At 71.8% G+C, this 24,567-nt stretch carries 23 protein-coding genes; 18 read left to right on the forward strand and 5 right to left on the reverse strand.

Annotated features, from left to right (window positions below; genetic code table 11):
- The first annotated feature begins 91 nt into the window (after positions 1 to 91).
- The 3 genes from FB557_RS09710 to rpsT all read left to right on the forward strand — a co-directional run bounded on the left by FB557_RS09710 (position 92) and on the right by rpsT (position 3,681).
- Complete coding sequence (locus FB557_RS09710; protein WP_246074659.1) at positions 92 to 2,215, forward strand: ATP-dependent DNA helicase; 2,124 nt, start codon at positions 92 to 94, stop codon at positions 2,213 to 2,215.
- 30 nt (positions 2,216 to 2,245) lie between these two features.
- Positions 2,246 to 3,226, forward strand: a complete 981-nt coding sequence (gene holA, locus FB557_RS09715; protein WP_246074661.1) for a DNA polymerase III subunit delta — start codon at positions 2,246 to 2,248, stop codon at positions 3,224 to 3,226.
- Between the two features lie 188 nt (positions 3,227 to 3,414).
- Entirely contained in the window at positions 3,415 to 3,681 is a 267-nt protein-coding gene (gene rpsT / locus FB557_RS09720; RefSeq protein WP_144857411.1) for a 30S ribosomal protein S20, read from the forward strand.
- Between the two features lie 26 nt (positions 3,682 to 3,707).
- Here the strand turns inward: rpsT and FB557_RS09725 are convergent, their stop codons facing one another.
- Positions 3,708 to 4,271, reverse strand: a complete 564-nt coding sequence (locus tag FB557_RS09725) for a type II toxin-antitoxin system PemK/MazF family toxin (RefSeq protein WP_144857412.1) — start codon at positions 4,269 to 4,271, stop codon at positions 3,708 to 3,710.
- An 89-nt stretch (positions 4,272 to 4,360) separates the two neighbouring features.
- On the reverse strand, positions 4,361 to 5,152 hold the full coding sequence (locus FB557_RS09730) for a CPBP family intramembrane glutamic endopeptidase (RefSeq protein ID WP_144857413.1): 792 nt from the start codon (positions 5,150 to 5,152) through the stop codon (positions 4,361 to 4,363).
- A gap of 105 nt (positions 5,153 to 5,257) precedes the next feature.
- Between FB557_RS09730 and lepA the strand changes: the two genes are divergently transcribed.
- Both lepA and FB557_RS09740 read left to right on the forward strand, forming a co-directional pair.
- The gene (gene lepA, locus FB557_RS09735; protein WP_144857414.1) at positions 5,258 to 7,111 is read left to right on the forward strand and encodes a translation elongation factor 4; all 1,854 of its coding nucleotides are present in this window, start codon (positions 5,258 to 5,260) and stop codon (positions 7,109 to 7,111) included.
- Between the two features lie 59 nt (positions 7,112 to 7,170).
- Positions 7,171 to 7,647: a hotdog fold domain-containing protein gene (locus FB557_RS09740; protein WP_144857415.1), complete on the forward strand. Its 477-nt coding sequence runs from the start codon at positions 7,171 to 7,173 to the stop codon at positions 7,645 to 7,647.
- 2 nt (positions 7,648 to 7,649) lie between these two features.
- Here FB557_RS09740 and FB557_RS09745 read toward each other — a convergent pair whose 3' ends face one another.
- Positions 7,650 to 8,435 (reverse strand): tyrosine-protein phosphatase, encoded by a 786-nt coding sequence (locus tag FB557_RS09745; RefSeq protein WP_144857416.1) that lies wholly within the window; start codon positions 8,433 to 8,435, stop codon positions 7,650 to 7,652.
- A 70-nt stretch (positions 8,436 to 8,505) separates the two neighbouring features.
- On the opposite strand from FB557_RS09745, the gene FB557_RS09750 reads away from it, so the two are divergent.
- A complete protein-coding gene (locus tag FB557_RS09750) occupies positions 8,506 to 10,110 on the forward strand; it encodes a phytoene desaturase family protein (protein ID WP_246074663.1) in 1,605 nt (534 codons plus the stop codon).
- A gap of 13 nt (positions 10,111 to 10,123) precedes the next feature.
- Here FB557_RS09750 and FB557_RS09755 read toward each other — a convergent pair whose 3' ends face one another.
- The gene (locus tag FB557_RS09755; protein WP_144857418.1) at positions 10,124 to 10,582 is read right to left on the reverse strand and encodes an SRPBCC family protein; all 459 of its coding nucleotides are present in this window, start codon (positions 10,580 to 10,582) and stop codon (positions 10,124 to 10,126) included.
- 112 nt (positions 10,583 to 10,694) lie between these two features.
- Here FB557_RS09755 and hemW point away from each other — a divergent pair, with 112 nt between their 5' ends.
- The 3 genes from hemW (at position 10,695) to fabG (ending at position 13,509) form a co-directional block, all read left to right on the forward strand.
- Positions 10,695 to 11,933 carry a radical SAM family heme chaperone HemW gene (gene hemW / locus FB557_RS09760; RefSeq protein WP_425462986.1) on the forward strand — a complete coding sequence of 413 codons (1,239 nt, stop codon included), beginning with the start codon at positions 10,695 to 10,697 and terminating at the stop codon, positions 11,931 to 11,933.
- A complete protein-coding gene (locus tag FB557_RS09765) occupies positions 11,930 to 12,655 on the forward strand; it encodes a trimeric intracellular cation channel family protein (protein ID WP_246074665.1) in 726 nt (241 codons plus the stop codon). The genes hemW and FB557_RS09765 overlap by 4 nt, the downstream gene beginning before the upstream one ends.
- A gap of 98 nt (positions 12,656 to 12,753) precedes the next feature.
- On the forward strand, positions 12,754 to 13,509 hold the full coding sequence (fabG, locus tag FB557_RS09770; protein WP_144857420.1) for a 3-oxoacyl-ACP reductase FabG: 756 nt from the start codon (positions 12,754 to 12,756) through the stop codon (positions 13,507 to 13,509).
- A gap of 143 nt (positions 13,510 to 13,652) precedes the next feature.
- Here fabG and FB557_RS09775 read toward each other — a convergent pair whose 3' ends face one another.
- Positions 13,653 to 14,519, reverse strand: coding sequence for a DUF3097 domain-containing protein (locus tag FB557_RS09775; protein ID WP_144857421.1), 867 nt, complete (start codon positions 14,517 to 14,519; stop codon positions 13,653 to 13,655).
- Between the two features lie 139 nt (positions 14,520 to 14,658).
- Here FB557_RS09775 and hrcA point away from each other — a divergent pair, with 139 nt between their 5' ends.
- The 9 genes from hrcA (at position 14,659) to FB557_RS09820 (ending at position 24,517) form a co-directional block, all read left to right on the forward strand.
- Positions 14,659 to 15,699, forward strand: a complete 1,041-nt coding sequence (hrcA, locus tag FB557_RS09780; RefSeq protein ID WP_144857422.1) for a heat-inducible transcriptional repressor HrcA — start codon at positions 14,659 to 14,661, stop codon at positions 15,697 to 15,699.
- 65 nt (positions 15,700 to 15,764) lie between these two features.
- Positions 15,765 to 16,883: a molecular chaperone DnaJ gene (gene dnaJ / locus FB557_RS09785; protein WP_144857423.1), complete on the forward strand. Its 1,119-nt coding sequence runs from the start codon at positions 15,765 to 15,767 to the stop codon at positions 16,881 to 16,883.
- A 17-nt stretch (positions 16,884 to 16,900) separates the two neighbouring features.
- Positions 16,901 to 17,656 carry a 16S rRNA (uracil(1498)-N(3))-methyltransferase gene (locus FB557_RS09790; protein ID WP_144857424.1) on the forward strand — a complete coding sequence of 252 codons (756 nt, stop codon included), beginning with the start codon at positions 16,901 to 16,903 and terminating at the stop codon, positions 17,654 to 17,656.
- A gap of 34 nt (positions 17,657 to 17,690) precedes the next feature.
- Entirely contained in the window at positions 17,691 to 18,767 is a 1,077-nt protein-coding gene (locus FB557_RS09795) for a PhoH family protein (protein ID WP_144857425.1), read from the forward strand.
- Positions 18,764 to 19,246 (forward strand): rRNA maturation RNase YbeY, encoded by a 483-nt coding sequence (gene ybeY, locus FB557_RS09800; RefSeq protein ID WP_144857426.1) that lies wholly within the window; start codon positions 18,764 to 18,766, stop codon positions 19,244 to 19,246. Before FB557_RS09795 ends, ybeY begins: the two co-directional genes overlap by 4 nt.
- Complete coding sequence (locus FB557_RS09805; RefSeq protein WP_144857427.1) at positions 19,243 to 20,526, forward strand: hemolysin family protein; 1,284 nt, start codon at positions 19,243 to 19,245, stop codon at positions 20,524 to 20,526. Before ybeY ends, FB557_RS09805 begins: the two co-directional genes overlap by 4 nt.
- On the forward strand, positions 20,523 to 21,455 hold the full coding sequence (gene era, locus FB557_RS09810) for a GTPase Era (protein ID WP_144857428.1): 933 nt from the start codon (positions 20,523 to 20,525) through the stop codon (positions 21,453 to 21,455). The genes FB557_RS09805 and era overlap by 4 nt, the downstream gene beginning before the upstream one ends.
- 164 nt (positions 21,456 to 21,619) lie before the next feature.
- The gene (locus FB557_RS09815) at positions 21,620 to 23,398 is read left to right on the forward strand and encodes a BCCT family transporter (RefSeq protein WP_246074668.1); all 1,779 of its coding nucleotides are present in this window, start codon (positions 21,620 to 21,622) and stop codon (positions 23,396 to 23,398) included.
- A gap of 81 nt (positions 23,399 to 23,479) precedes the next feature.
- Positions 23,480 to 24,517 carry an aspartate-semialdehyde dehydrogenase gene (locus FB557_RS09820; RefSeq protein ID WP_144857429.1) on the forward strand — a complete coding sequence of 346 codons (1,038 nt, stop codon included), beginning with the start codon at positions 23,480 to 23,482 and terminating at the stop codon, positions 24,515 to 24,517.
- The last annotated feature ends 50 nt before the right edge of the window (positions 24,518 to 24,567 follow it).

Consider the following 24,567-nt stretch of genomic DNA (forward strand, 5'->3'; position numbering starts at 1 on the left):
CTGAGCGTAGGAGCCCGGGGCGTCGGACGGTTCATCCACAGGCTCTCTCTCCGATGGATCCGAGTCCGACGGACGCACATAGGGTGGGCCGGTGCCCTCCCTCGACGACCTGCTGGCCGCCGCCGTCGACGGCGTGGGTGGCACGACCCGGCCCGGTCAGGTCGAGATGGCCCACGCGGTGCAGCAGGCGATCAGCTCCGGCGAGCACCTGCTCGTCCAGGCCGGGACCGGCACCGGCAAGTCCCTCGCCTATCTCGTGCCGGCGGTCCAGCACGCGATGCGGGCCGGGCGACCGGCCGTCGTCGCGACGGCCACCATCGCGCTCCAGGGCCAGATCGTCGACCGTGACATGCCCCGCCTCGCGGACGCGCTCGAGGGCGAGCTCGGCCGCCGACCGACCTACGCCCTGGTCAAGGGCCGGCGCAACTACGTGTGTCGGCACAAGCTCGACGGCGGGTTCCCCGACGACGACGGGGGCCTGCTCGACGTCGGTGAGGTCGACGCGGCCGCCGGTCGGCTCGGACAGGAGGTGGTGCGTCTGCGCGAGTGGGCGGAGCAGACCGAGTCCGGTGACCGCGACGAGCTGGTCCCCGGAGTCTCCGAGCGCGCCTGGCGGCAGGTGTCGGTCAGTGCCGAGGAGTGCCTCGGTGGGCGCTGCCCCGAGTTCTCGGAGTGCTTCGTCGAGCAGTCCCGCGCCGCCGCCCGCGAGGTTGACGTCGTCGTCACCAACCACTCCTTCATGGCGATCGACGCCTTCGAGGGCCGGTTCCTCCTGCCCCCGCACGACGTCCTCATCGTCGACGAGGCGCACGAGCTGGTCGACCGGGTCACCTCCACGATCACCGACGACCTCACCGCCGGTGCGCTGCGTGCGGCGGGTAGGCGAGCGGGGAAGCTCGTGGAGTCCACCGACGAGCTGGACGACCTCGCGGACCACCTCGAGGCGCTGCTGGCCGAGGCTCCCGAGGGCCGGCTCCGCGGGGGACTGCCGGACGCGCTGGCGCTCGCCCTGACCCGTCTGCGCGACATCACCCGCGGGCTGCTCACCGAGCTGACGCCCGAGAAGGGGGGCGGCACTGACGGTGTCGACGGCGGGCGGCAGGTCGCGACCGCCGCGGTCGAGGACCTCTTCGACGTGGCGGGGCGGATCCTCGAGGAGCGCGAGCTCGACGTCGTCTGGCTCGCCGGCGATGCGCGGCGCGGGCCGGTGCTCCGGGTCGCGCCGATGAGCGTCGCGATGCTCGTGCGCGACCGGATCTTCGAGGACGACTCCACCGACGAGGCCGGCAACCGGACCGACCGGAGCGTGATCCTCACCTCGGCGACCCTCGAGCTGGGCGGCAGCTTCGACTCGGTCGCCCGCACCCTCGGCCTCTCGGGCGAGGGAGCACCCCCCTGGCGAGGACTCGACGTCGGGTCTCCCTTCGCCTATCCCGAGCAAGGCATCGCCTACGTGGCCGAGCACCTGCCCGCGCCCGGCCGCGACGGCCTCGCGACCCAGACCCTCGACGAGATCGAGGCGCTCGTGCGGGCTGCCGGCGGGCGCACCCTCGGGCTCTTCTCCTCGATGCGCGCGGCCCGGGAGGCCACCGAGGCGATGCGCGAGCGGCTCGGCGAGGAGATCGAGGTGCTCTGCCAGGGCGAGGACCAGATCACCACCCTGGTGCGCGCCTTCGCCCGGGATCCCACCACGTGCCTCTTCGGGACCCTCACCCTGTGGCAGGGGGTCGACGTGCCGGGGAGCAGCTGCCAGCTCGTCCTCATCGACCGCATCCCCTTCCCCCGCCCGGACGACCCGCTGTCCTCGGCCCGCACCGAGGAGATCGGTCGCCGCGGCGGCAACGGCTTCATGTCCGTCTCGGCGACCCATGCCGCCCTTCGCCTGGCTCAGGGTGCGGGTCGACTCATCCGCCGGGGCGACGACAAGGGGGTCGTCGCCTTCCTGGACAACCGGATGATCACGGCCCGCTACGCCGGGTTCCTGCAGCGCTCGCTGCCGCCGTTCTGGCCGACGACCGACCGAGAGCTCGTGCTTCGGGCGCTGCGGCGCCTGGACGAGACCGCCGAGCCGCCGCTGCCGGTCGCCGACCCGGCGCGGCGAGGGCTGACCGGGGCGGTGGTCTCCGGCAAGGCGGCGGCGGGCACGGACGCCGACGGCGCCGAGCACCCGCTGCCGGCCAGGGGTGCGGGCCCGTCGGCGACGAAGGGGGAGTGAGCCGTCGGTGGGCCGTGGCAGGGTGATCCCGTGACCGAGTCCGTCGACGTCCCCAGCCGCGTGCCCCCGCTCGTGCTCGTCAGCGGCCCGGAGGACCTGCTGGCCGAGCGTGCCGTCGACTCCCTGCTCCAAGACCTGCGGGTGTCCTCACCCGAGGTCGACGTCATCGACGTCGAGCCGGCGGGGTACGAGGCTGGCGCGCTCGGGGTGCACGTGAGTCCCTCGCTCTTCGGCGAGGACAAGGCCGTCGTCGTCCACGGTCTGCACGAGGCGACCGATGCCCTGCAGCAGGACCTGCTCGACTACCTCGCCGACCCCGTCGAGCACGTCACCCTCGTCGTCCTGCACGGCTCGGGCAACCGCGGCAAGCGGGTCCTGGACACACTGAAGAAGTCCCGGGCGCGCGTCATCGACTGTCCGGCGGTGAAGTCCGACCGGGACAAGGCCGACTTCGTCACCGGCGAGTTCCGCCGGGCCCGGCGCAAGATCACCCAGGACGCCGTGCAGGCCCTCGTCGAGGCGGTGGGCAAGGACCTGCGCGAGCTCGCCTCGGCATGCACCCAGCTCGTCGACGACACGACCGGGACGATCGACGCCGACGTCGTGGAGCGCTATCACGGGGGCAAGGTCGAGGCGACCGGGTTCCGCGTCGCCGACGCGGCGGTCGCCGGCGAGGCGGGGGAGGCGCTGCGGCTGCTGCGGCACGCGGTCGCGGTCGGGGTGGACCCGGTGCCGATCGTCGCGGTGCTGGCCGGTCAGCTGAGGCAGCTCGCCAAGGTCGGCGGTGCCGGCCGCGGGCGCTCGACCGACCTCGCGCGCGAGCTCGGCATGGCGCCGTGGCAGGTCGACAAGGCCCGCCGCGCCCTGAACGGATGGAGCGGCCCGGGCCTGGCCACGGCGATCCAGGCGGTCGCCGCCGCAGACGAGGAGGTCAAGGGGGGTGGCCGCGACCCGGTGTACGCGGTGGAGCGCGCGATCCTCACGATCACCCGCACCCACGGCTCCGGCTGAGCCACCACGGCCGATTTCCCGAGGCATCCGGCCCGCTGGTAGCCTTGGCGGTCGCGTGCGCGCCTCGGTCGTGCGCGCACTGCAAGCACGACCCAGGGTGTCTCTCCCACGGTATCCCCACGCCGGTCCCGAGACGTCCTGCCGCCCTCAACGGCAACCATCGACCATCGAAGGAAGAGCGCACACACGTGGCAAACATCAAGTCCCAGATCAAGCGGGTCAAGACCAACCAGGCCCGGACCGAGCGCAACCGCGCCTACAAGTCCGAGCTGCGCACCTGGATCCGCAAGGTCCGCCAGGCCGTCGACGCCGGCGACGCCACCCTGGCTAACGACACGCTCAAGACCGCGTCGAAGAAGCTCGACAAGGCCGTGAGCAAGGGCGTCATCCACCGCAACCAGGCCGCGAACAAGAAGTCGGCCATGGCCAAGCGGGTCAACAGCCTCAGCAGCTGAGCTGATCCCTTCACGACGACCCGGTCCTAGACCGGGTCGTCGTCGTATGGGCGGCCCTCGCGGATCGCCGCCATGCCGTCGAGCACCGCCTCGTACACCGCGCGGCTGACCGCCGCGCCCGGGCGCCGGACCGAGTGCGGGTGGATCCGCACGACGCGGTCGAGCCGGGCCTCGCTCGGCCGGCGCCGCCGGTCCCAGCCGCCGGAGCCGACGTCGATCCAGTAGCGACCCTGGGAGCGCTCCTGATCCTCGTCGAGGTCGTGGTCGATGCTCGTCATCGGCAGGGCGAGCAGCCACGGCCCGTCGCTGCCGATCACCAGCACCGGCCGGTCCTTGCCCTTGGCGTGGTCCTCCTCGTACGGAACCCAGGCCCAGACGACCTCACCGGGTTGCGCCTCGTCATCGACTCGGGCGGCGAAGGGGGCACCGGCCGCCCCGTCGAAGTCGCCGGGGTACTGGCTGCCGCGCGCGGCGGTCCGCTGGCTCTGGGTGTGCATCCTTGGGCCCCGACGGGGGCGGTCGCGGCGACGAGCCACCGCCTCGGAGGCAGCCGAGACCAGGCGACGGGTGGCCGAGGTCAGAGCGCTCATGGGGCCACAGGGTAGGACGGTCCGCGCCGACGCTGGGGGTTGCCGGGTACCCCCCTTCGCCCCGCCTGGCATCGGGCCAGGTCAGCAGCTCAGGTCAGCCAGCCCACCTGGCCCCGGAGCAGGGCGTAGCCGACGAAGGCGACGACGTCGAGCACGGTATGGGCGATGACGAGCGGCATCACCCGGCGGGTGCGGGTGTAGACCCAGCCGAAGAGGAGCCCCATGACGAGGTTGCCGGCGAAGCCGCCCACGCCCTGGTAGAGGTGGTAGCTCCCTCGGATCAGGGCGCTGGTAAGGATCACGACGACCACTCCCCACCCGGCCTGCCCCCACCGGGTGAAGAGATAGCCGACCATGACGACCTCCTCGAGCACGGCGTTCTGAATGGCCGCGAGGACGAGGACGGGCACGCTCCACCAGTGACTCTCGAGGTTCGCCGCCGCGACGGTGGTGTTGATGCCGATGGCCCGGGCGGCGAGGTACCACCCGAGGCCAGGCAGCCCGACGGCAGCGGCGAGGAGCAGGCCGCGGGCGAGGTCGGATCCCGGCCGTCGACCGTCGAAGCCGATCGCGCGGGCCGCGCGGGAGTCGTCGCGCAGCAGCAGGTGCAGCGCAAGGAGCGCGGGGATGAGGCCGAGCCCGACGTCGACCAGCTGGTAGGCCAGGTCCAGCCACGGCAGGTCCGGGGCGCGCGAGGAGTTCATCGCCGTGGTCTGCTCGCGCAGGGGCTCGGGTCGGGCGAGCTTGATGGCCAGGGCGAAGGCCGAACGCAGCGCGGACGCGCCGAGCGAGACGAGCAGCACGAGCACGGTCTCGGTCACGAGGGTCCGCGGCGACGCGGAGGTCCTCGGGAGCGGTGGGCGGGTCGCGGTCGGGGCCACGTGCGCAGCGTAGGTCGAGTTCTTCCGCGTCGGCTCTTGGGTGCGACAATGAGCCTCGATCCGTGCCCGCCCCCTTCGATCCTGCCCGAGGTGAGAGTCCCTCTCGTGTCACCCATCGCGACCCACGCGCTGCCGCCGCACGCGACCCCGCCGGAGCAGATCCGCAACTTCTGCATCATCGCCCACATCGACCACGGCAAGTCGACGCTGGCCGACCGCATGCTGCAGATCACCGGGGTCGTCCAGCCCCGTCAGATGCGCGCCCAGTACCTCGACCGCATGGACATCGAGCGTGAGCGGGGGATCACGATCAAGAGCCAGGCCGTGCGCATGCCCTGGCAGGTCCTCGACGAGACCGTCGCGCTGAACATGATCGACACCCCCGGGCACGTCGACTTCACCTACGAGGTCTCCCGCAGCCTCGCGGCGTGCGAGGGTGCGGTGCTGCTCGTCGACGCCGCGCAGGGCATCGAGGCCCAGACCCTGGCCAACCTGTACCTGGCGATGGAGAACGACCTGACCATCATCCCGGTGCTCAACAAGATCGACCTGCCCTCGGCGCAGCCGGAGAAGTACGCCGAGGAGCTCGCCGGGCTCATCGGGTGCGAGCCCTCGGACGTGCTCAAGGTCTCGGGCAAGACCGGCGAAGGGGTGGAAGAGCTGCTCGACGAGATCGTCACCCAGCTGCCCGCTCCCGAGGGCGACCCCGACGCGCCCGCTCGGGCGATGATCTTCGACTCGGTCTACGACACCTACCGCGGCGTCGTCACCTACGTGCGCGTGGTCGACGGCAACCTCACCCCGCGCGAGAAGATCGCGATGATGAGCACCAAGGCCACCCACGAGCTGCTCGAGATCGGGGTGATCAGCCCCGAGCCGATCCCGAGCGAGGGCCTCGGCGTCGGTGAGGTCGGGTACCTCATCACCGGGGTCAAGGACGTGCGCCAGTCCAAGGTCGGTGACACCGTCACCGCCGCCTCCGCCCCCGCGACCCGGGCCATCGGGGGGTACAAGGACCCCAAGCCGATGGTCTTCTCCGGGCTCTACCCGATCGACGGCTCGGACTACCCGGACCTGCGCGACGCCCTGGACAAGCTCAAGCTCAACGATGCCTCGCTGGTCTACGAGCCCGAGACCTCGGCGGCCCTCGGCTTCGGCTTCCGCGTCGGATTCCTCGGTCTGCTGCACCTGGAGATCTGTAGAGAGCGCCTCGAGCGCGAGTTCGCCCTCGACCTCATCGCCACCCAGCCCAACGTCGTCTACGACGTGACGATGGACGACGGCAGCGAGATCGTCGTGACCAACCCGAGCGAGTTCCCCTACGGCAAGGTCGCCGAGGTCCGCGAGCCGGTGGTCAAGGCGACGATCCTCGTGCCGAGCGAGTTCATCGGTGCGGTGATGGAGCTGTGCCAGGGCAAGCGTGGCCAGATGGGCGGCATGGACTACCTCTCCGAGGACCGGGTCGAGCTGCGCTACACCCTGCCGCTCGCCGAGATCGTCTTCGATTTCTTCGACCAGCTGAAGTCGCGCACCCGGGGCTACGCCTCGCTGGACTACCAGGACGCCGGTGACCAGGCCGCGGACCTGGTCAAGGTGGACATCCTCCTCCAGGGCGAAGGGGTGGACGCCTTCAGCGCGATCGTGCACAAGGACAAGGCCTACGCCTACGGCACGATGATGGCCGGCAAGCTCAAGGAGCTCATCCCGCGTCAGCAGTTCGAGGTCCCGATCCAGGCGGCGATCGGCTCGCGGGTCATCGCCCGCGAGACGATCCGCGCGATCCGCAAGGACGTGCTGGCCAAGTGCTACGGCGGCGACATTTCCCGCAAGCGCAAGCTCATCGAGAAGCAGAAGGAGGGCAAGAAGCGGATGAAGAACATCGGCTCCGTCGAGGTGCCGCAGGAGGCCTTCATCGCCGCGCTCTCCTCCGACGACGGCAAGGCCAAGGACGCGAAGTAGGGCAGGTCACGTCCCGGGCGTGCGCGCGGCCCCGCGGCCCCAGCCTAGGCTGGGTGTTCATGTCGCAGCCCACCTACGCGCTCTACCAGCGCGCCCTGCAGATGCCCTTCGGCAAGCGCCTCTTCTCCGTGCTCTACGCCCGCAAGGCGCGCTACTTCTGGACCGTGCGCCCGCAGGTGCGTGAGGTCCGCCCGCACCACGCCGAGCTGACCATCGCGAACCGCAAGGCGGTGCACAACCACATCGGCACGCTGCACGCGATCGCCGTGTGCAACGGGCTCGAGGCCGCGATGGGGCTGCTCGCCGAGGCGACCTGCCCGGCGGAGCAGCGCTGGCTGCCTCGGGGCCTGCAGGTCGAGTACCTCGCGAAGTCGACCACCGACCTGCTCTGCGTCGCTGAGACCTCCGAGGAGGACTGGGCGCGCGAGGCCCCCTTCGACGTCGACGTGCGGGTCAAGGCCGTGCGCACCGACGGGCAGGTCGCGGTGCAGGGCGTCATCCCGATCTACGTCACCGCCAAGCCGGCGAAGGGCTGACCTCAGTCCACGAGCCGTGAGCGCAGGCGCTCGACGTCCTGCGCGGTCCACCCCTGAGCGCGCAGCCAGCCGGCGGTGTCGCCGTGCTCGCGTCGGACCCAGCCGAGCACGCCGGTCATCGCCTCGGCGCGCGGGCGCTGCTCGTCGATCGTGTGCGAGGGCAGCGTGCGCCGGTAGGGCTCGACGTCGACGAGCCGTCCGATGATCGCCTCGATCCGCTCGGCGGAGAGCACGTAGTCGGCGACGATCTCCTCCTGGGGCACCCCGGCGACGTCCAGCGCGAGGGCGACGACCGTCCCCGTCCGGTCCTTGCCCGCTGCGCAGTGGACGATCGTGCCGCCGGCGCTGCGGGAGATGACGTCGAGCGCCGCGACGAGGGAGTCGGGGCGGGTGGTGATGTACCCGGTGTAGTGCCGGGACCAGAAGTCCGCGTCCCGCACCGGCTTCGCCCGCGGCTGCTCGTCGTCCTCGAAGCTGAAGGCCAGCGCGGCCTCTACGGTGCGCCGCTGGTCGGCGTCCTCGATGATCAGGCTGTGGTGGTGGTGGCGTAGCCCGCTCGACCGGAGCGGTCCCTCTCCGGTCACCTCGTGCTCGATGTTGCTGCGCAGGTCGACGACGTCGGTGACGCGGAGCTCGTCGACGAGGTGAGCCACGGAGCCGGGGGAGAGGTCCTGGAGGTTGTCGCTGCGGATCAGGCGTCGGGGCTGGACCTCACGGCCGTCCGATGTCGGCAGCCCGCCGAGGTCTCGCATGTTGACGACGCCCTCGAGCTCGATCCACCGCTGCATGGTCGCCACTGTAGGACCCGTTCGGTGCTCTCACCGACACCGACCGGGTCCGGGTGCGAGAGTGAGGGGCGTGAGCACCCAGAGCGTCGACGTCGTCGTCATCGGAGCCGGGCACCACGGGCTGGTCGCGGCCTGCGAGCTGGCCGATGCCGGCTGGGACGTGCTCGTCCTGGAAGGCGAAGAGCGCGTCGGGGGCGCCGTCGCCTCCCGTGACGTCGACGGGTGGGTGATGGACGAGTTCAGCGCCTGCCACCCCCTCGGTCTGGCCTCACCGGTCCTGCGCGGTCTCGAGCTCGACCGCTTCGGCCTGGAGTGGGCCCACGCCCCGGCCCCCGTGACCCATGTCAGCGGCCCGCTGGACGTCCAGGGCTCGGCAGTGCTCGCCCGACCTGAGCAGACCGCCGAGCTGCTCGAGCAGGACCATCCGGGCGACGGCGAGGCGTGGCTGCGGCTCTGCTCCCGCTACCGGGCCATCAGGGAGCCGCTCTGGCGGGCCCTGCTCACCCAGTGGCCCCCGACGACCTCGCTGCTGCCGCTCGTGCGCTCCGTCGGCGTCCTCGACCTGCCAGACCTGGCGCGCTTCGCCCTGCTCCCGGTGGCCCAGATGGGCCGCGAGATCTTCGGCGGTGCTCGAGGTCGGGAGATCCTCGCCGGCAACGCCCTCCACGCCGACATCCCGCCGGACGCCCCGGGCAGCGGCCTCTACGGATGGGTGATGTCGATGCTCGCCCAGGACGTAGGGTTCCCCTCCCCGAAGGGCGGAGCCCGGGTCCTCGCCCAGGCCTTGCGCAGCCGCGCCGAGTGGGCGGGTGCGCAGGTGGAGACCGGGCGGCCGGTGCGCCGGGTCCGGGTCGAAGGGGGGCGTGCGACGGCCGTGGAGACCGAGGACGGCCAGGTGGTGCGGGCCCGCCGTGGTGTGGTCGCCGACACCAGTGCCCCGGATCTCTACCGCCGCCTCCTCGACGACACCGACGTGCCGGGCGGGTTGCGGACCCGGATGGAGCGTTTCGTCTGGGACCTGCCGACGCTCAAGCTCGACTACCGGCTCAGCCGGCCGATGCCCTGGCGCGCGCAGCGGGCCCGGGGGGCGGCCGTGGTGCACGCGGGCCGGGACCTGCCGGGCCTGGTCACCTGGGCGGCCGAGCTCGGTGCCGGGAGGGTGCCGGATCACCCCTTCGCCCTCGTCGGGCAGATGGCCACGGTCGACCCGACCAGAGCCCCCCACGGCGGGGAGTCGCTGTGGCTGTACACCCACCTGCCGCGGCAGGTGGGTGGGGCGGCGGCTGTCGCGGTGACGACCGAGCGCTGCGAGCAGATGCTGGACGAGCTGGCGCCGGGCTGGCGGGACGGTGTCGTCGGTCGGGAGCACCGGGGGCCCGGCGACCTCGAGGAGGCCGACCCCAACCTCGGGGAGGGCGCGATCGCCGGCGGCACGATGCAGCTCTTCCAGCAGGCGATCTGGCGGCCGACGACCGGCCTCGGGGGGCCACGCACCCACATCGCCGGTCTCTATCTCGGCAGCGCCGCGATCCACCCCGGCGGTGGGGTCCACGGGGGGTGCGGGCATCTCGCGGCCCGGGCCGCCCTTCGCGACGCCTCCTGGTGGGGTCGCCCCACGGGGCTCGCTCAGCGCGCGGCGATCCGTGCCATCAGCCGGCGGGAGCCCCGGTGGTGAGGCCCGGCCGTCCTCAGAGCGGGGGGACGTCGCCCGGGTCGTCGGCGCGCTCCGCCAGCAGCGTCATGCGTCGCAGGGCCTCCCGGTTGCGTACGGCGATCGCGGCCTGACGGGCCGGCTCCGGCACGAGCAGCGCCGGACCCGAGACCGCGTCCTCGCGCATCTCCACCGTCGTGCCCTCCCCGTCCGGGGTGAGCACGATCTCGACGACCGCGGACCCGGCGGGTTGGGCATGGGCCTCCACGACGATACGTCGGCCCTCCTCGACCTCCTGCACCCGCGTCTCGTCGTCGCGCACCAGCGGCCAGGTCCCCACCGAGTGGTGCAGCGTGGCGCCTGGACCGGGCCAGTCGGCGCTCACCGCCCGCATCCGCGAGGCTCCGACCACCCAGTTCGGGTAGGTCCAGCCGTCGGCCAGGACGCCCCACACCTTCTCCGGCGAGGCCGGGGTGGTCCGTCGAACAGTTCGCATGAATGCCTCCGTCGGTAGGTCACGACCGACTCTAGGCGTGCGCACGTCCCGTGTGCCCGGTAGCAGGTGGCGTGCTGGGGGAGGCCGCGTGCCGCGATGGCAGGATGGGCCGGTGCCGCACACACCCGAGGGAGCCGACGTGCCGCCGCACGGTCCGCTCGACCGGTCGAGCGCGGCCCGGGTCGGGGCCCGGCCGCTGAGCATCTACGTGCACGTACCGTTCTGCGCCGTGCGCTGCGGCTACTGCGACTTCAACACCTACACCGCAGCCGAGCTGGGCACCCCCGACGGCCCTCCCGGGGCGAGCCGGGACACCTTCGCCGTCGGCGCTCTGGCCGAGCTCGACCTGGCGACCCAGGTGCTCGGGCTCCAGGCGCCGCCGGTCAGCACGGTCTTCTTCGGCGGCGGCACGCCCACCCTGCTCGACGCCGGCGACCTCGTCCGCGTGCTGGACGGCGTCCGCACGAGGTTCGGCCTCGCCGACGGAGCCGAGGTGACGACGGAGGCCAACCCGGACTCGGTCACCGAGGCCTCGCTGAGGACCCTGCGCGAAGGGGGCTTCACCCGGGTAAGTATCGGGATGCAGTCCTCCGTCGGCTCGGTCCTGCGCACCCTGGACCGCACCCACGACCCCGCGAATGTCGCCCGCGCCGTCGCCGCCGCCCGCGCGACGGGGCTCGCCGTCAGCCTCGACCTCATCTATGGCACGCCGGGGGAGAGCGTCCCGGACTGGCGTGACTCGGTGCAGGCGGCGCTGCAGCTGCAGCCCGACCACGTGTCGGCGTACGCCCTGACCGTCGAGGAGGGCACGAAGATGCACTCCCGGGTGCGCCGCGGCGAGCTGCCGCTGCCGACCGGGGACGACGAGGCCGACAAGTACGAGCTGGCCGATGCGCTGCTCACCGATGCCGGGTACCGGTGGTACGAGATCAGCAACTGGGCAGCCACCCCTGCCGACCAGTGCCGGCACAACCTCGCCTACTGGCGCGGGGACGACTGGTGGGGTGTCGGGCCGGGCGCGCACAGCCACGTGGCCGGCACCCGGTGGTGGAACGTCAAGCATCCCCGGACGTGGTCGCAGCGGCTCGCCGACGGGGCCTCGCCGGCCGCCGCCCGAGAGCAGCTCACCGACGAGCAACGCCACGCCGAGGAGGTGCTCCTGCGGATCCGCCTCGCCGAGGGCCTGCCGACCGACCGGGTCGGACCTGCGGGTCGCCAGGCCGTCGCGGGCCTCATCGCGGACCAGCTCGTCGACGGTCGCGAGGCGCTGGGAGGGCGGCTCGTGCTGACCCGCCGCGGCCGCCTGCTGGCCGACACCGTGGTCCGAGCACTGCTGGAGGAGGACGAGTGAGCGGCTCCGAGGAGATCGTCACCGCCGCACTGCGCCATCTCGACCTCATCGCGGTCGTGACCAACGCCCTGCTCGGGGCCGCGGTGGCGCGCCAGTTCCGGCTCGACGCGGTGGGCTTCGCCGTGCTCTCGATCGTCTCGGCGCTGGGCGGCGGGGTGATCCGCGACGTCATGCTCGACCAGACACCGGTCGCCCTGACCGACCGTGCCTACCTCGGCTGCGCGCTCGGCGCGGCGGTGGTCGCCTTCTTCGTCCGCTTCGAGGGCCGGCGGTGGCGCCAGGTCTTCCCCTACGTCGACGCCGTCGCGCTCGGCGCCTGGGCCGTCGCGGGGACGCAGAAGTCGCTGCTCTACGGGCTCTCCCCCCTGCCCGCGATGCTCCTCGGGGTGCTCACCGCCGTCGGGGGCGGAGCGGTGCGCGACATCATGCTCGGGCAGGTCCCTCAGATCCTGCGCCAGTCCGAGCTCTACGCCTCCGCCGCGCTCGCCGCGGCCGCGGCCTACGTGGCCCTCGACGCGCTCGAGGTGGAGGTCTGGGCGGCCCCCGCCGCGCTGCTCGTCGGGGCAGGGCTGTGCCTTCTCGCCCGACGACGTGGGTGGGTGGTGCCCACCGAGGGGAGGCTGCCCACCCCGCGCCTGCCCGGCGCCGTGCCGCAGAAGGCGGTCAACTCCTTCAGCAAGCTCGGCCGGCAGGTGTCGTCCCGACGCTCGAAGAGGTGGTGACCGACCGGTGGGCCGGTGATCCCCCTTCGCCGTTGTCCTGGTAGGTATGGACACCGATCACCTGATCGTGACCTGACCATCAGCTCGAAGGAGAGTTCATGAGTACCCAGCGCACCGCCGTCGTCACCGGAGCCGCCCGTGGCATCGGCAAGGCCGTCGCCCTTCGCCTCGCCCAGGACGGGAACAAGGTCGCCGTCCTCGACCTCGACGAGGGGGCTTGCCAGGGCACCGTCGAGGAGATCCAGGCCGCCGGCGGGCAGGCGCTCGCGGTCGGTGTCGACGTGGCCGACGAGGAGCAGGTCGCCGCCGCCGTCGAGCGCATCGCCGAGGAGCTCGGGGCGCCGACGATCCTGGTGAACAACGCCGGAATCATCCGCGACAACATGCTCTTCAAGATGACCACCGACGACTGGGACTCCGTCCTCGGGGTGCACCTGCGCGGCGCCTTCCTCATGACCAAGGCCTGCCAGGCGTACATGACCCAGGAGAAGTTCGGCCGCGTGGTCAACCTGTCCTCCACCTCCGCGCTCGGCAACCGCGGGCAGGCCAACTACTCGGCGGCGAAGGCGGGGATGCAGGGCTTCACCAAGACCCTGGCGATCGAGCTCGGCAAGTTCGGTGTCACCGCCAACGCGATCGCGCCCGGCTTCATCCAGACCGACATGACCGCCGCGACCGCCGAGCGGATGGGTGTCCCCTTCGACGACTTCATCGCCTACGCGGCCAAGGAGATCCCCGTCCAGCGGGTCGGCCAGCCCGAGGACATCGCGGCGATGGCGTCGTTCTTCTGCAGCGAGCAGGCCGGCTTCGTCTCCGGGCAGGTCGTCTACGTCGCCGGCGGCCCCCGCGACTGACCGACCTCCCCCTTCGCCCCCCTTCACCCCCCTTCGCACACCCCACCCCAGAGCCGAATCTCCCTAGGTTCCTGTCAGCCGCCCGGGAAATTTCCTCGGCGCCTTGTCAAACGCCTAGGGAGATTCGGATCTCAGGGGGCGCATCAGGGGGCGGTGACGAAGTCGATGAGCTCCTCGACCCGGCCGAGCAGCGCGGGCTCGAGGTCGGTGTAGCTGCTCACCTGGGCGAGGATCCGCTGCCAGGCCCGCGCGATGTCGGCCTGATCCTCGTGCGGCCAGCCGAGGTGGGCGCAGATCCCCCGCTTCCACTCCACCGAGCGGGGGACCTGCGGCCACTGCTCCATGCCGAGGCGTTCGGGCCGGACCGACTGCCAGACGTCGACGAAGGGGTGACCGACGACGAGCACGTTGCTCGGGTCGACCCGCGCGGCCTCGGCCACGATCCGGGACTCCTTGGACCCAGGCACGAGGTGATCGACGAGGACCCCCATCCGCCGATCGGGGGTGGGGGCGAAGTCCCGGATCGCGCCGGCCAGGTCGTCGACCCCGTCGAGCATCTCGACGACGACCCCTTCGACGCGCAGGTCGTGGCCCCAGACCTTCTCGACGAGCTCGGCGTCATGGCGCCCCTCGACGAAGATCCGCGAGCCCACCGCGACCCGGGCCGCCGCGCCCTGCACCGCGACCGAGCCGCTGGCGGTCCGTGAGCTCGCCTGCCGCGCCTGGGCCAGGGCCGCCCGGCCCGCGGCCTTCGGGGGAGTGAGGGTCACCGGCTCGCCGTCGACGAGGAACCCCGGTCCGAGCCGGAAGGCCTTGACCTTGCCGCGGCGGTCCTCGAGATGGACGACGTGCATGCCGCCGGACTTCTCGATCGCGATCGCCGCCCCGACCCACCCGGTCTCGACGTCCTCGAGCACCATCCCGGTCTGCGCCTCGACCTCGCGCGCACGGCGGCGCCCCGCCGCCCGCCAGTCGCCGGAGAGCACGTCGTCGCCATATCGGTCCGCCACGGCGCGGGAGACTAGCCGAGGACGGGCGAAGGGGGAGCGAGCCGGTTGGGAATGTCGCCACCCCTCCGTAGACTTGGCACTCAGTGAACGAGAGTGCCAACGGCACCGACCAGGTCCGAGATGTCGCCAGGAGGTGGGGATGAGCACCGACCGTCGGATGGCGGTCCTCGCCGCGATCGTCGAGGACTACGTGCGCACGAGCGAGCCCGTCGGGTCCCGCTCGCTGCTCGACCGCCACCAGCTGGGCGTGAGCGCCGCGACCGTGCGCAACGACATGGCCGCGCTCGAGGACGCCGGGCTGATCACCGCGCCGCACACGAGCGCCGGACGGATCCCCACCGATGCCGGCTACCGCACCTTCGTCGACGAGCTCGCCCAGCTCAAGCCGCTGTCGCGCGCAGAGCGCGCCGCGATCGCGCAGTTCCTCGACGGTGCCGACGAGCTCGACGAGGTGCTCGACCGCACCGTGCGGCTGCTCGCGACGCTGACCAAGCAGGTCGCCGTGGTGCAGTACCCCTCGCTCACCCGCTCGACCGTGCGCCACGTCGAGCTCGTCCCGATGAGCCCGACCCGGCTCATGGTCGTCGTCATCATGGGCACCGGCCGGGTCGAGCAGCGCGTCATCCTCACCGACACCGACTACACCACCCCGACCGGCCTCGACGAGCTCGCCCGCTCGCGGACGGTGATCAACGCCGCCGCGCTCGAGCGCCGGCTCGGCGATGCGCTCACCGCGCTGCGCTCCCTCGACGACGACCAGCACACCAGCTCCAGCCTCACCTCCGGCGTGCTCGCGGCGCTCGAGGACGCCGCCCGCGACGAGAGCGAGACCAAGGTCGCGCTCGCCGGCACCGCCAACCTCGCGCGCACCCCCTCGGACTTCCCGCTCACCCTCGAGCCGGTGCTCGACGCGCTCGAGCAGCACGTCGTCCTGCTCCGTCTGCTCGGCACCCACGCCGGCACCGAGGAGGAGGGGGCCGGCGAGGTCGCCGTGCGGATCGGCCGGGAGAACCCCGTGACCGGCCTGCAGTCCACCTCGATCGTCACCAGCGGCTACGGGGTCGGTGACGAACTGGTCGGGCACGTCGGGGTGCTCGGCCCGACCCGGATGAACTACCCCGCGGCGATCAGCCAGGTGCGTACCGTCGCCACCTACCTCTCCCGCATCATGGAGGGCTGAGCAGCGCCTCAGCGCCCCCACCGGACTACCGCCCCATCACGAGACCTACGAGGACGTCACCACCTGTGAACGACTACTACACCGACCTCGGCGTCGAGCGCTCCGCGACTGCGGAGGAGATCAAGAAGGCCTACCGCAAGAAGGCCCGCACCCTGCACCCGGACGTCAACCCCGGCCCGGAGGCCGAGGAGGAGTTCAAGCGGGTCAGCCAGGCCTACGACGTGCTCTCCGACGAGGGCAAGCGGCGCCAGTACGACATGGGTGCCGACCCCTACGGCGGCGCGCACGACGGCTTCGGCCAGGGCTTCTCCTTCAGCGACATCATGGAGCAGTTCTTCGGCACCGCCGCCGGTGGGCGCGGTCCCCGCTCGCGCCAGACGCGTGGCCAGGACGCCCTCGTCGGGCTGCGGATCGACCTCGAGCAGGCGGTCTTCGGCGGCACCCAGGAGCTGACGGTCGACACCGCGCAGACCTGCGGCACCTGCACCGGTGACGGGGCCCAGCCCGGCACGAGCCGGCGCACCTGCGACGCCTGCGGCGGCCGCGGCGAGGTGCAGATGGTCCAGCGCAGCTTCCTCGGCCAGGTGATGACCTCCCGGCCCTGCGCTGCCTGCCAGGGCTTCGGCGAGGTCATCCCGAACCCCTGCCACGAGTGCTCCGGCCAGGGCCGGGTGCGCGCGCGCCGGACGATGAACATCAAGATCCCCGCTGGGGTCGACAGCGGCACCCGGATCCACCTCGCCGGCGAAGGGGAGGTCGGCATGGGGGGCGGGCCGGCCGGCGACCTCTTCGTCGAGCTGCGGGTCCAGGACCACCCGACCTTCCGCCGAGAGGGCGACGACCTGCATGCCTCGATCGCCCTCCCGATGACCGCGGCGGCGCTGGGCACGACGGTCTCCTTCACCACCTTCGACGGCGACCGAGAGGTCGAGATCAGGCGCGGCACCCAGCCCGGCGACACGATCGTGCTCGACGGGCTCGGCGTGACCCACCTGCGCGGCCAGGGCCGAGGTGACCTCGTGATCCACGCCGACGTGCGTACCCCGACCCGGCTCGACGGCCGGCAGGAGCAGCTGCTGCGCGACCTGGCCGAGACCCGCGAGGAGACCAACCCAAGCGGCGAGCTGCGCGACCTCGACGACAGCCTCATGGGCCGGCTGCGGCACGCCTTCAAGGGGCGCTGACCGGGCGTGAGGCACCGGTGACCGCCCAGCTCTACCTCGTCCCGCCCGGCTCGCTGGACGCGCTGGCCGAGGGTGGGCGCCTCACCCTCATCGGCGAGGAGGCGCGACACGCCGCGACGGTCAAGCGGGTCACGCCGGGCGAGCAGCTGCTCGTCGCGGACGGGGCCGGCCGCAGCGCCGCGGCCGTCGTCGCGGCGGTCGGCGCGCGCGAGGTCGACCTCGTCGTGGAGTCGCTCCGCCACGACCCCGAGCCGCGCCCGCGGATCGTCCTCGTCCAGGCGCTGGTGAAGGGCGGGCGCGACGAGGACGCCATCGAGGCGGCCACCGAGCTCGGCGTCGACGAGGTGATCCCGTGGGAGGCCGAGCGCTGCATCGTCCGGTGGAAGGACGCCAAGCGGGCCAAGGGCCGGCAGAAGTGGACCAACGTCGTCACCGCCGCGACCAAGCAGTCCCGGCGCTCGCGGGTGCCCGCGGTCGGTGAGGTCCTCGGCACCGCGGCACTCCTGCAGCGGATCGGCGAAGGGGGCAGCGCCCCCTTCGTCCTCCACGAGCAGGCATCCACCCCGCTCGCCACACTCCCAGAGGATCGGCTGAGCGCACCCGAGGAGATCGTCCTCGTCGTGGGCCCCGAGGGCGGCATCGCCGCCGGCGAGCTGTCGCGGCTCGAGGGCGCCGGCGCGACCGCGGTCCGCCTCGGGCCGAGCGTGCTCCGCGCCGGGGTCGCCGGACCCGCCGCCATCGCCGTGATCGCCGCCCGCCTCCGCTGGGGCTGACGGTGACCCCTTCGCCCGTAAACTCGTGACCACGATGCCTGACTCCGACCGACCAGACCTCTCCGCCCTCGACGCCCTGCCCGACGAGACCGTGCGCACCGGCTCCGGCCCCGCCCGGATCGTCGACGAGACAATCGTCCTGCCCGACTCGGTCTCGCCCGTCGCCCTGCTCGGGGCGCGGGACGAGCTGCTGCGGACCATGGAACGGCAGTTCCCCAAGACCGAGATCCTCGTGCGCGGCAACGAGTTCCGCCTCAGCGGCCCCAAGGACGACGTCGACATCATCGACCGCCTGCTCGGTGAGCTCATCGAGATCGCCTCGACCGGCCAGGCGCTCAACCGCGACGCGGTCGAGCGCTCGATCTCGATGCTGCGCGGGCAGACCCACGACCGACCCGCCGACGTCCTGACGCAGAACATCGTGAGCAACCGCGGCCGCACGATCCGGCCCAAGACCCTCGGCCAGAAGCAGTACGTCGACGCGATCGACACCAACACCGTCGTCTTCGGCCTCGGGCCGGCCGGCACCGGCAAGACCTACCTCGCGATGGCCAAGGCCGTCGCGGCGCTGCAGGCCAAGCAGGTCAACCGGATCATCCTCACCCGGCCCGCCGTCGAGGCGGGGGAGCGCCTCGGCTTCCTGCCCGGGTCGCTGAACGACAAGATCGACCCCTACCTGCGCCCGCTCTACGACGCCCTGCACGACATGCTCGACCCCGAGTCGATCCCCCGGCTCATGGCGGCCGGCACGATCGAGGTCGCGCCACTGGCTTATATGCGTGGAAGAACCCTGAACGATGCCTTCATCATCCTCGACGAGGCGCAGAACACCTCGCCCGAGCAGATGAAGATGTTCCTCACCCGGCTCGGCTTCGGCTCCAAGGTCGTCGTCACCGGCGACACCACCCAGGTCGACCTGCCCGGCGGGACCGAGTCCGGGCTGAAGGTCGTGCGCCGGGTCCTCGACGGAATCGAGGACATCCACTTCGCCGAGCTGACCAGCCAGGACGTCGTGCGCCACCGCCTGGTCGGGCAGATCGTCGACGCCTACGACCGGTGGGACGCCAGCCGTTCCGGCGGCCGGACGAAGGGGGGAGAGGGCGCCCGATGAGCATCGAGCTGAGCAACGAGACCGACCACGCCGCGGACCTGGCCGAGATCCGTGAGCTGGCCGAGTACGTCCTGGACGAGATGCACGTGCACCCTCAGTCCGATCTCTACGTGCGCCTCGTCGACGAGCCGACGATCGCCGAGCTGCACGAGCAGTGGATGGACCTCGAGGGACCGACCGACGTGATGTCCTTCCCGATGGACGAGCTGCTCCCCGGACGGCCCGGCGAGCTCTCCGAGGGGATCCTCGGCGACATCGTCCTGTGCCCGGCGGTCGCTGCGCGCCAGGCGGTCCAGGCCGGGCACGCGGTGGAGGAAGAGCTCCTCCTGCTCACCACCCACGGCATCCTCCACCTCCTGGGCTACGACCACGCCGAGGTCGCCGAGGAGCGCGAGATGTTCGACCTCCAGCGCCGTCTGCTCCTCACCTTCCTCGCCGAGCGCGGCCGCACGGCCACGCCGCCCGCCGGCCGCTCGTGAGCGCCCCTCTCGTCCTCGCCACGATCGCGGCGGTCCTGCTGGCCTTCGTCCTCGCCCTCACCGAGTCGGCGATCGCCTCGACCTCCCGGGTCGCGGCCGACGAGGCCGAGGACGACGGGCGAAGGGGGGCGGGCCCCCTTCGCACGATCCTCGCCGACAGCTCCGGGTACGTCGCCGTCCTCACCTTCGTGCGGGCCATCGCCGAGGCCACCGCGGCCGTCATCGTCACCATCGTCGTGGCCGACATCGTCGAGGACGACACCCGGGCGCTGCTCGCCGCGGTCGCGGTCATGGCCCTCGTGTCCTTCGTCCTCGTCGGGGTGTCGCCGCGGACCCTCGGTCGCCAGCACAGCACCGCCGTCTCGCTGGCCGCCGCCCCCGTCGTCGTCGGGCTGCGCCGCGTCCTCGGCCCGGTCGCCCGGCTGCTCGTGACCCTCGGCAACGCCGTGACACCCGGCAAGGGCTACCGCGACGGGCCGTTCCGCTCCGAGGCCGAGCTGCGGGATCTGGTCGACCTCGCCGGGGAGTCGGCGCTCATCGAGGCCGGCGAGCGCGAGATGCTGCACTCGGTCTTCGAGCTCGGTGACACCTTCGCCCGCGAGGTGATGGTGCCGCGGACCGACATGATCACCATCGAGGCCGACAAGCCGGTGCGCAAGGCGATGAAGCTCTTCATCCGCTCCGGGTTCTCGCGCGTGCCCGTCGTGGGGGAGAGCACCGACGACATCGTCGGGCTGCTGTACCTCAAGGACGTCGTGCGAAGGGTCGACGCCGCTCCCGAGGCGGCGGGAGATCTCGTGAGCACGATGATGCGCCCCGCGCCCTTCGTCCCCGAGAGCAAGGCGGTCGACGCCCTGCTGCGCGAGATGCAGCAGGACCACATCCACGCCGCGATCGTCGTCGACGAGTACGGGGGAACCGCGGGGATGGTGACGATCGAGGACATCATCGAGGAGATCGTCGGCGAGATCGAGGACGAGTACGACCGGGAGACGCCGGGCGTCGAGGAGCTCGAGGACGGGCGCACGCGGGTACCTGCGTCGATGCACGTCGACGACCTCGAGGAGCTCTTCGACATCACCCTCGACGAGGAGGAGGTCGACACCGTCGGAGGCCTCATCGGCAAGGTCGGCGGCCGCGTCCCGATCCTCGGGTCCCGCGTCGAGATCGCCGGGCTCGCGCTGACGGCTGAGAAGATGGCCGGCAGGAGGCACCGGATCGCGACCGTCGTCGTCGACCGGCTGCCGGAGGAGAGCGACGAGAGCGAGGACGAGAGATGAGCGCCGGAGCAGCCGCAGGCCCCTACCGCGCCGGCTTCGCCTGCCTCGTCGGCCGGCCCAACGCCGGCAAGTCAACGCTGACCAACGCCCTCGTCGGTGACAAGGTGGCGATCACCTCGAGCAAGCCGCAGACGACCCGCCACACGATCCGCGGCATCGTCTCCCGCCCGGGACGCCAGCTCGTCCTCGTCGACACACCCGGCCTGCACAAGCCGCGGACCCTCCTCGGGCAGCGGCTCAACGACCTCGTGCGCGAGACCCTGCTCGACGTCGACGTCGTCGGATTCTGCTTGCCCGCCGACCAGCGGATCGGGCCCGGTGACACCTACATCGCCAAGGATCTCGCCGAGCTGCAGCGCGTGCGCCGCACACCGGTCGTGGCGATCGCGACCAAGAGCGACGCGGTGGACAAGCAGCGCCTCGCCGAGCATCTCATCGCGATCGACCAGCTCGGTGACTGGGCAGCCATCGTCCCCTGCTCGGCGGTGGCCGGAGACCAGGTCGACGACGTGCTCTCCGTGCTCGGCGAGCAGCTGCCCGAGTCGCCCGCCCCGCTCTACCCGGAGGACGTCCTCACCGACGAGCCCACCGAGACGATGATCGCCGAGCTCGTCCGAGAGGCGGCGCTTGAGGGTGTCCGGGACGAGCTGCCCCACTCCCTGGCCGTCGTCGTCGAGGAGATGGCCCCGCGCGCCGACCGGCCCGCGGACGCCCCGATGGTCGACGTGCGGGTTCACGTCTTCGTCGAGCGGGAGAGCCAGAAGGCGATCATCATCGGGCGCGGTGGGTCGAGGCTGCGCGAGGTCGGCACGTCGGCCCGCCAGGGCATCGAGCGGGTGCTCGGTCAGCGCGTGTATCTCGACCTGCACGTCAAGGTCGCCAAGGACTGGCAGCGGGACCCCAAGCAGCTGCAGCGTCTGGGCTTCTGACCTGGGCCGACGCCGTTGGCGACGAGCGGGTCGACGGCGCGAGCACCGGGTGGCGAGCGGGCGACCTTGTACAGTGAGCCCGCACGAGACCCAGGTCGGCGTCCGCGAAACCACCACCGGCGCGGTCGCCGACAGCTCTGTACGCCACCGATCGGAGAGTCCCTGTGAGCGAGGACACCAAGCACTCGAGCCAGCCGCCCGGCGAGGTCCCGCTGGCCGCGACCGAGACCGAACCGCCACCCCTGCCGCCCACTCACTACTCCGAGGGCGCGATCTCTGCCCCCCGGGTCTTCTGGCCCGCCACCGTGCTGCTGGTGGTCTTCGTGGGCTTCGCGCTCATCGCGCCCGGCACCCTGGACGAGGCGCTCGGCACGGTCATGGACACCGTGGTCGGCGACCTCGGCTGGTTCTTCGTGCTCAGCGTGACCGCCATGGTCTTCTTCTCCTTCTGGATCGGCTTCAGCCAGATGGGCAACATCGTCCTCGGTGACCCGGACGAGGACCCGGAGTTCTCCCTGCCGTCATGGTTCGCGATGCTCTTCGCCGCGGGCATGGGCATCGGCCTGGTCTTCTGGGGCGTCGCCGAGCCGCTGAACCACTTCGCCAGCCCGCCGCCGGGTACGGGCGACTCCGCCGCGGCACGGGCTCGTGAGGCGATGGACACCACCTTCTTGCACTGGGGTCTGCACGCCTGGGCGATCTACGTCGTCGTCGGCCTCGCGATGGCCTACGCCGTCCACCGCAAGAAGCGCCCGATCTCGATCCGCTGGGCCCTGGAGCCGATCTTCGGCGACCGGGTCAAGGGCTGGGTCGGCGACGTCATCGACGTCCTGGCCATCGTCGGCACACTCTTCGGCGTGGCGACCTCGCTGGGCCTGGGTGTCTCCCAGGTCGGGGCCGGTCTGGGTCACCTCGGCGTCGCCGAGGTCAACGACGAGGGGAGCGTGTCGACCACGCTCCTGGTGCTGCTCATCGTCGGTATCACCGCCATCGCCACGATCTCCGTGGTCACCGGTGTCGACAAGGGCATCCAGTTCCTCTCGAACATCAACATGGTCGTCGCCGGCCTGCTCATGGTGACCGTGCTGCTGCTGGGACCGACCTTCTTCCTGCTGAGCGACTTCGTGCAGCAGCTCGGTTCCTACATCCAGAACTTCTTCCGGCTCAGCTTCCGCACCTTCGCCTTCTCCGGCGAGGACGGGCAGGGCTGGCTCTCGCGCTGGACCACCTTCTACTGGGGCTGGTGGATCAGCTGGTCGCCCTTCGTCGGCGTCTTCATCGCGCGCATCTCGCGCGGACGCACCGTCCGGGAGTTCGTCTTCGGCGTCCTGCTCGCGCCCACGCTGGTCGGGCTGCTCTGGTTCTCGATCTTCGGTGGCAGCGGCATCTACCGGGAGATCTTCGGTGACGGTGGCCTGATCGACTCCGAGGGCGCGGTCTCGACCGATCTCGCCCTGTTCCAGATGCTCGACGGACTCCCGCTCTCGACCCTGCTGAGCGTCGTGGCCATCGGCCTGGTGATCGTCTTCTTCGTCACGAGCTCAGACTCGGGCTCGTTCGTCGTGGACATGATCGCCTCCGGCGGCGACCCGAACCCGCCGACCTGGAGCCGCATCCTGTGGGCCGTGCTCGAGGGCTCGATCGCCGCGGCGCTGATCATCGTCGGGGGCGCGGGAGGCAGCGGGCTGTCCGCGCTGCAGACCATGTCGATCCTCGTAGCCGTGCCGTTCGTCTTCGTGATGATCGGGATGGCGGTCGCGACCGGCAAGGCACTCATGCGCGAGAACGAGCTGCTCGTCCACGGGCGTCGACGGCAGTTCCGCAAGTCCCTGGTCCAGGAGGTGCGTAGCGAGGTGCACGACTTCGAGGAAGAGGTGAACGAGCTGCGTTCGGAGGTGCGCGACGTCCTCCACCGAGATCGAGAGCGACGACGCGACCGCTGACCTGCGCGTCATCATTCGGCCGGGCCCGCCGTCACGAGCACCGTGACGGCGGGCCCGCTGGCGTCTCGTAGGGTGGAGCACATGCACATCGGAGTCTTCGGAGCCACTGGACAGGTCGGTCAGGTCATGCGGGACCTGCTGGAGCAGCGGGAGTTCCCCGTGACCTCCATGCGGTACTTCGCCTCGGCCCGCTCAGCCGGCACGACCCTGCCGTGGAAGGGCGAGGAGATCGCCGTCGAGGACACCGCGACCGCCGACTTCTCGGGCCTGGACATCGCCCTCTTCTCAGCGGGTGGTAGCACGAGCACGGAGTGGGCGCCCAAGGTCGCCGCGGCGGGCGCCACCGTCATCGACAACTCCAGCGCGTGGCGCAAGGACCCCCAGGTGCCGCTCGTCGTCTCCGAGGTCAACGCCGCCGACCTCAACGACATCCCCAAGGGCATCGTCGCCAACCCGAACTGCACCACGATGGCCGCTATGCCGGTGCTCAGCCCGCTGCACGAAGAGGCCGGCATCGTCGGCCTGCGGGTGGCCAGCTACCAGGCCGTCTCCGGCTCCGGGGGTGCCGGTCTGGACGAGCTCGACTCCCAGCTGCGCGCCGGGTACGCCAGCGGCGACCCCAAGGACCTCGCCCGCGACGGGTCGGCCCTGACCCTCCCTTCGCCTGAGACGTACGTCGTGCCGGTCGCCTTCAACGTCGTCCCCGTGGCCGGGTCGGTGGTCGAGGACGGGTCCCGCGAGACCGACGAGGAGCAGAAGCTGCGCAACGAGTCGCGCCGCATCCTGCACGCCCCTGACATGCGGGTCTCGGGCACCTGCGTGCGCGTCCCGGTCTTCACCGGGCACGCCCTCGCGGTGCACGTCGAGCTCGCCGACGAGCTGTCGGTCGAGCGGGCCCTCGAGCTGCTCGAGGAGGCGCCCGGTGTCGTCGTGACCGAGCACCCCAACCCGCTCGAGGCGACCGGGCGCGACGAGGTCTTCGTCGGGCGGGTCCGCGCCGATCAGGCGGCGCCCGAGGGCAAGGGCCTCGTGCTCTTCGTCGTCGGGGACAACCTTCGCAAGGGCGCGGCGCTCAACGCCGTCCAGATCGCGGAGGCGTTGCACGCCCGCCGCTCGTGAGCGCTAGGGTGACCGCCGTGCGGACCCTTCTGCTCCTTCTTCGCCGCGAC

Source organism: Marihabitans asiaticum (assembly GCF_007828725.1).
GTDB classification, from domain to species: Bacteria; Actinomycetota; Actinomycetes; order Actinomycetales; family Dermatophilaceae; genus Marihabitans; species Marihabitans asiaticum.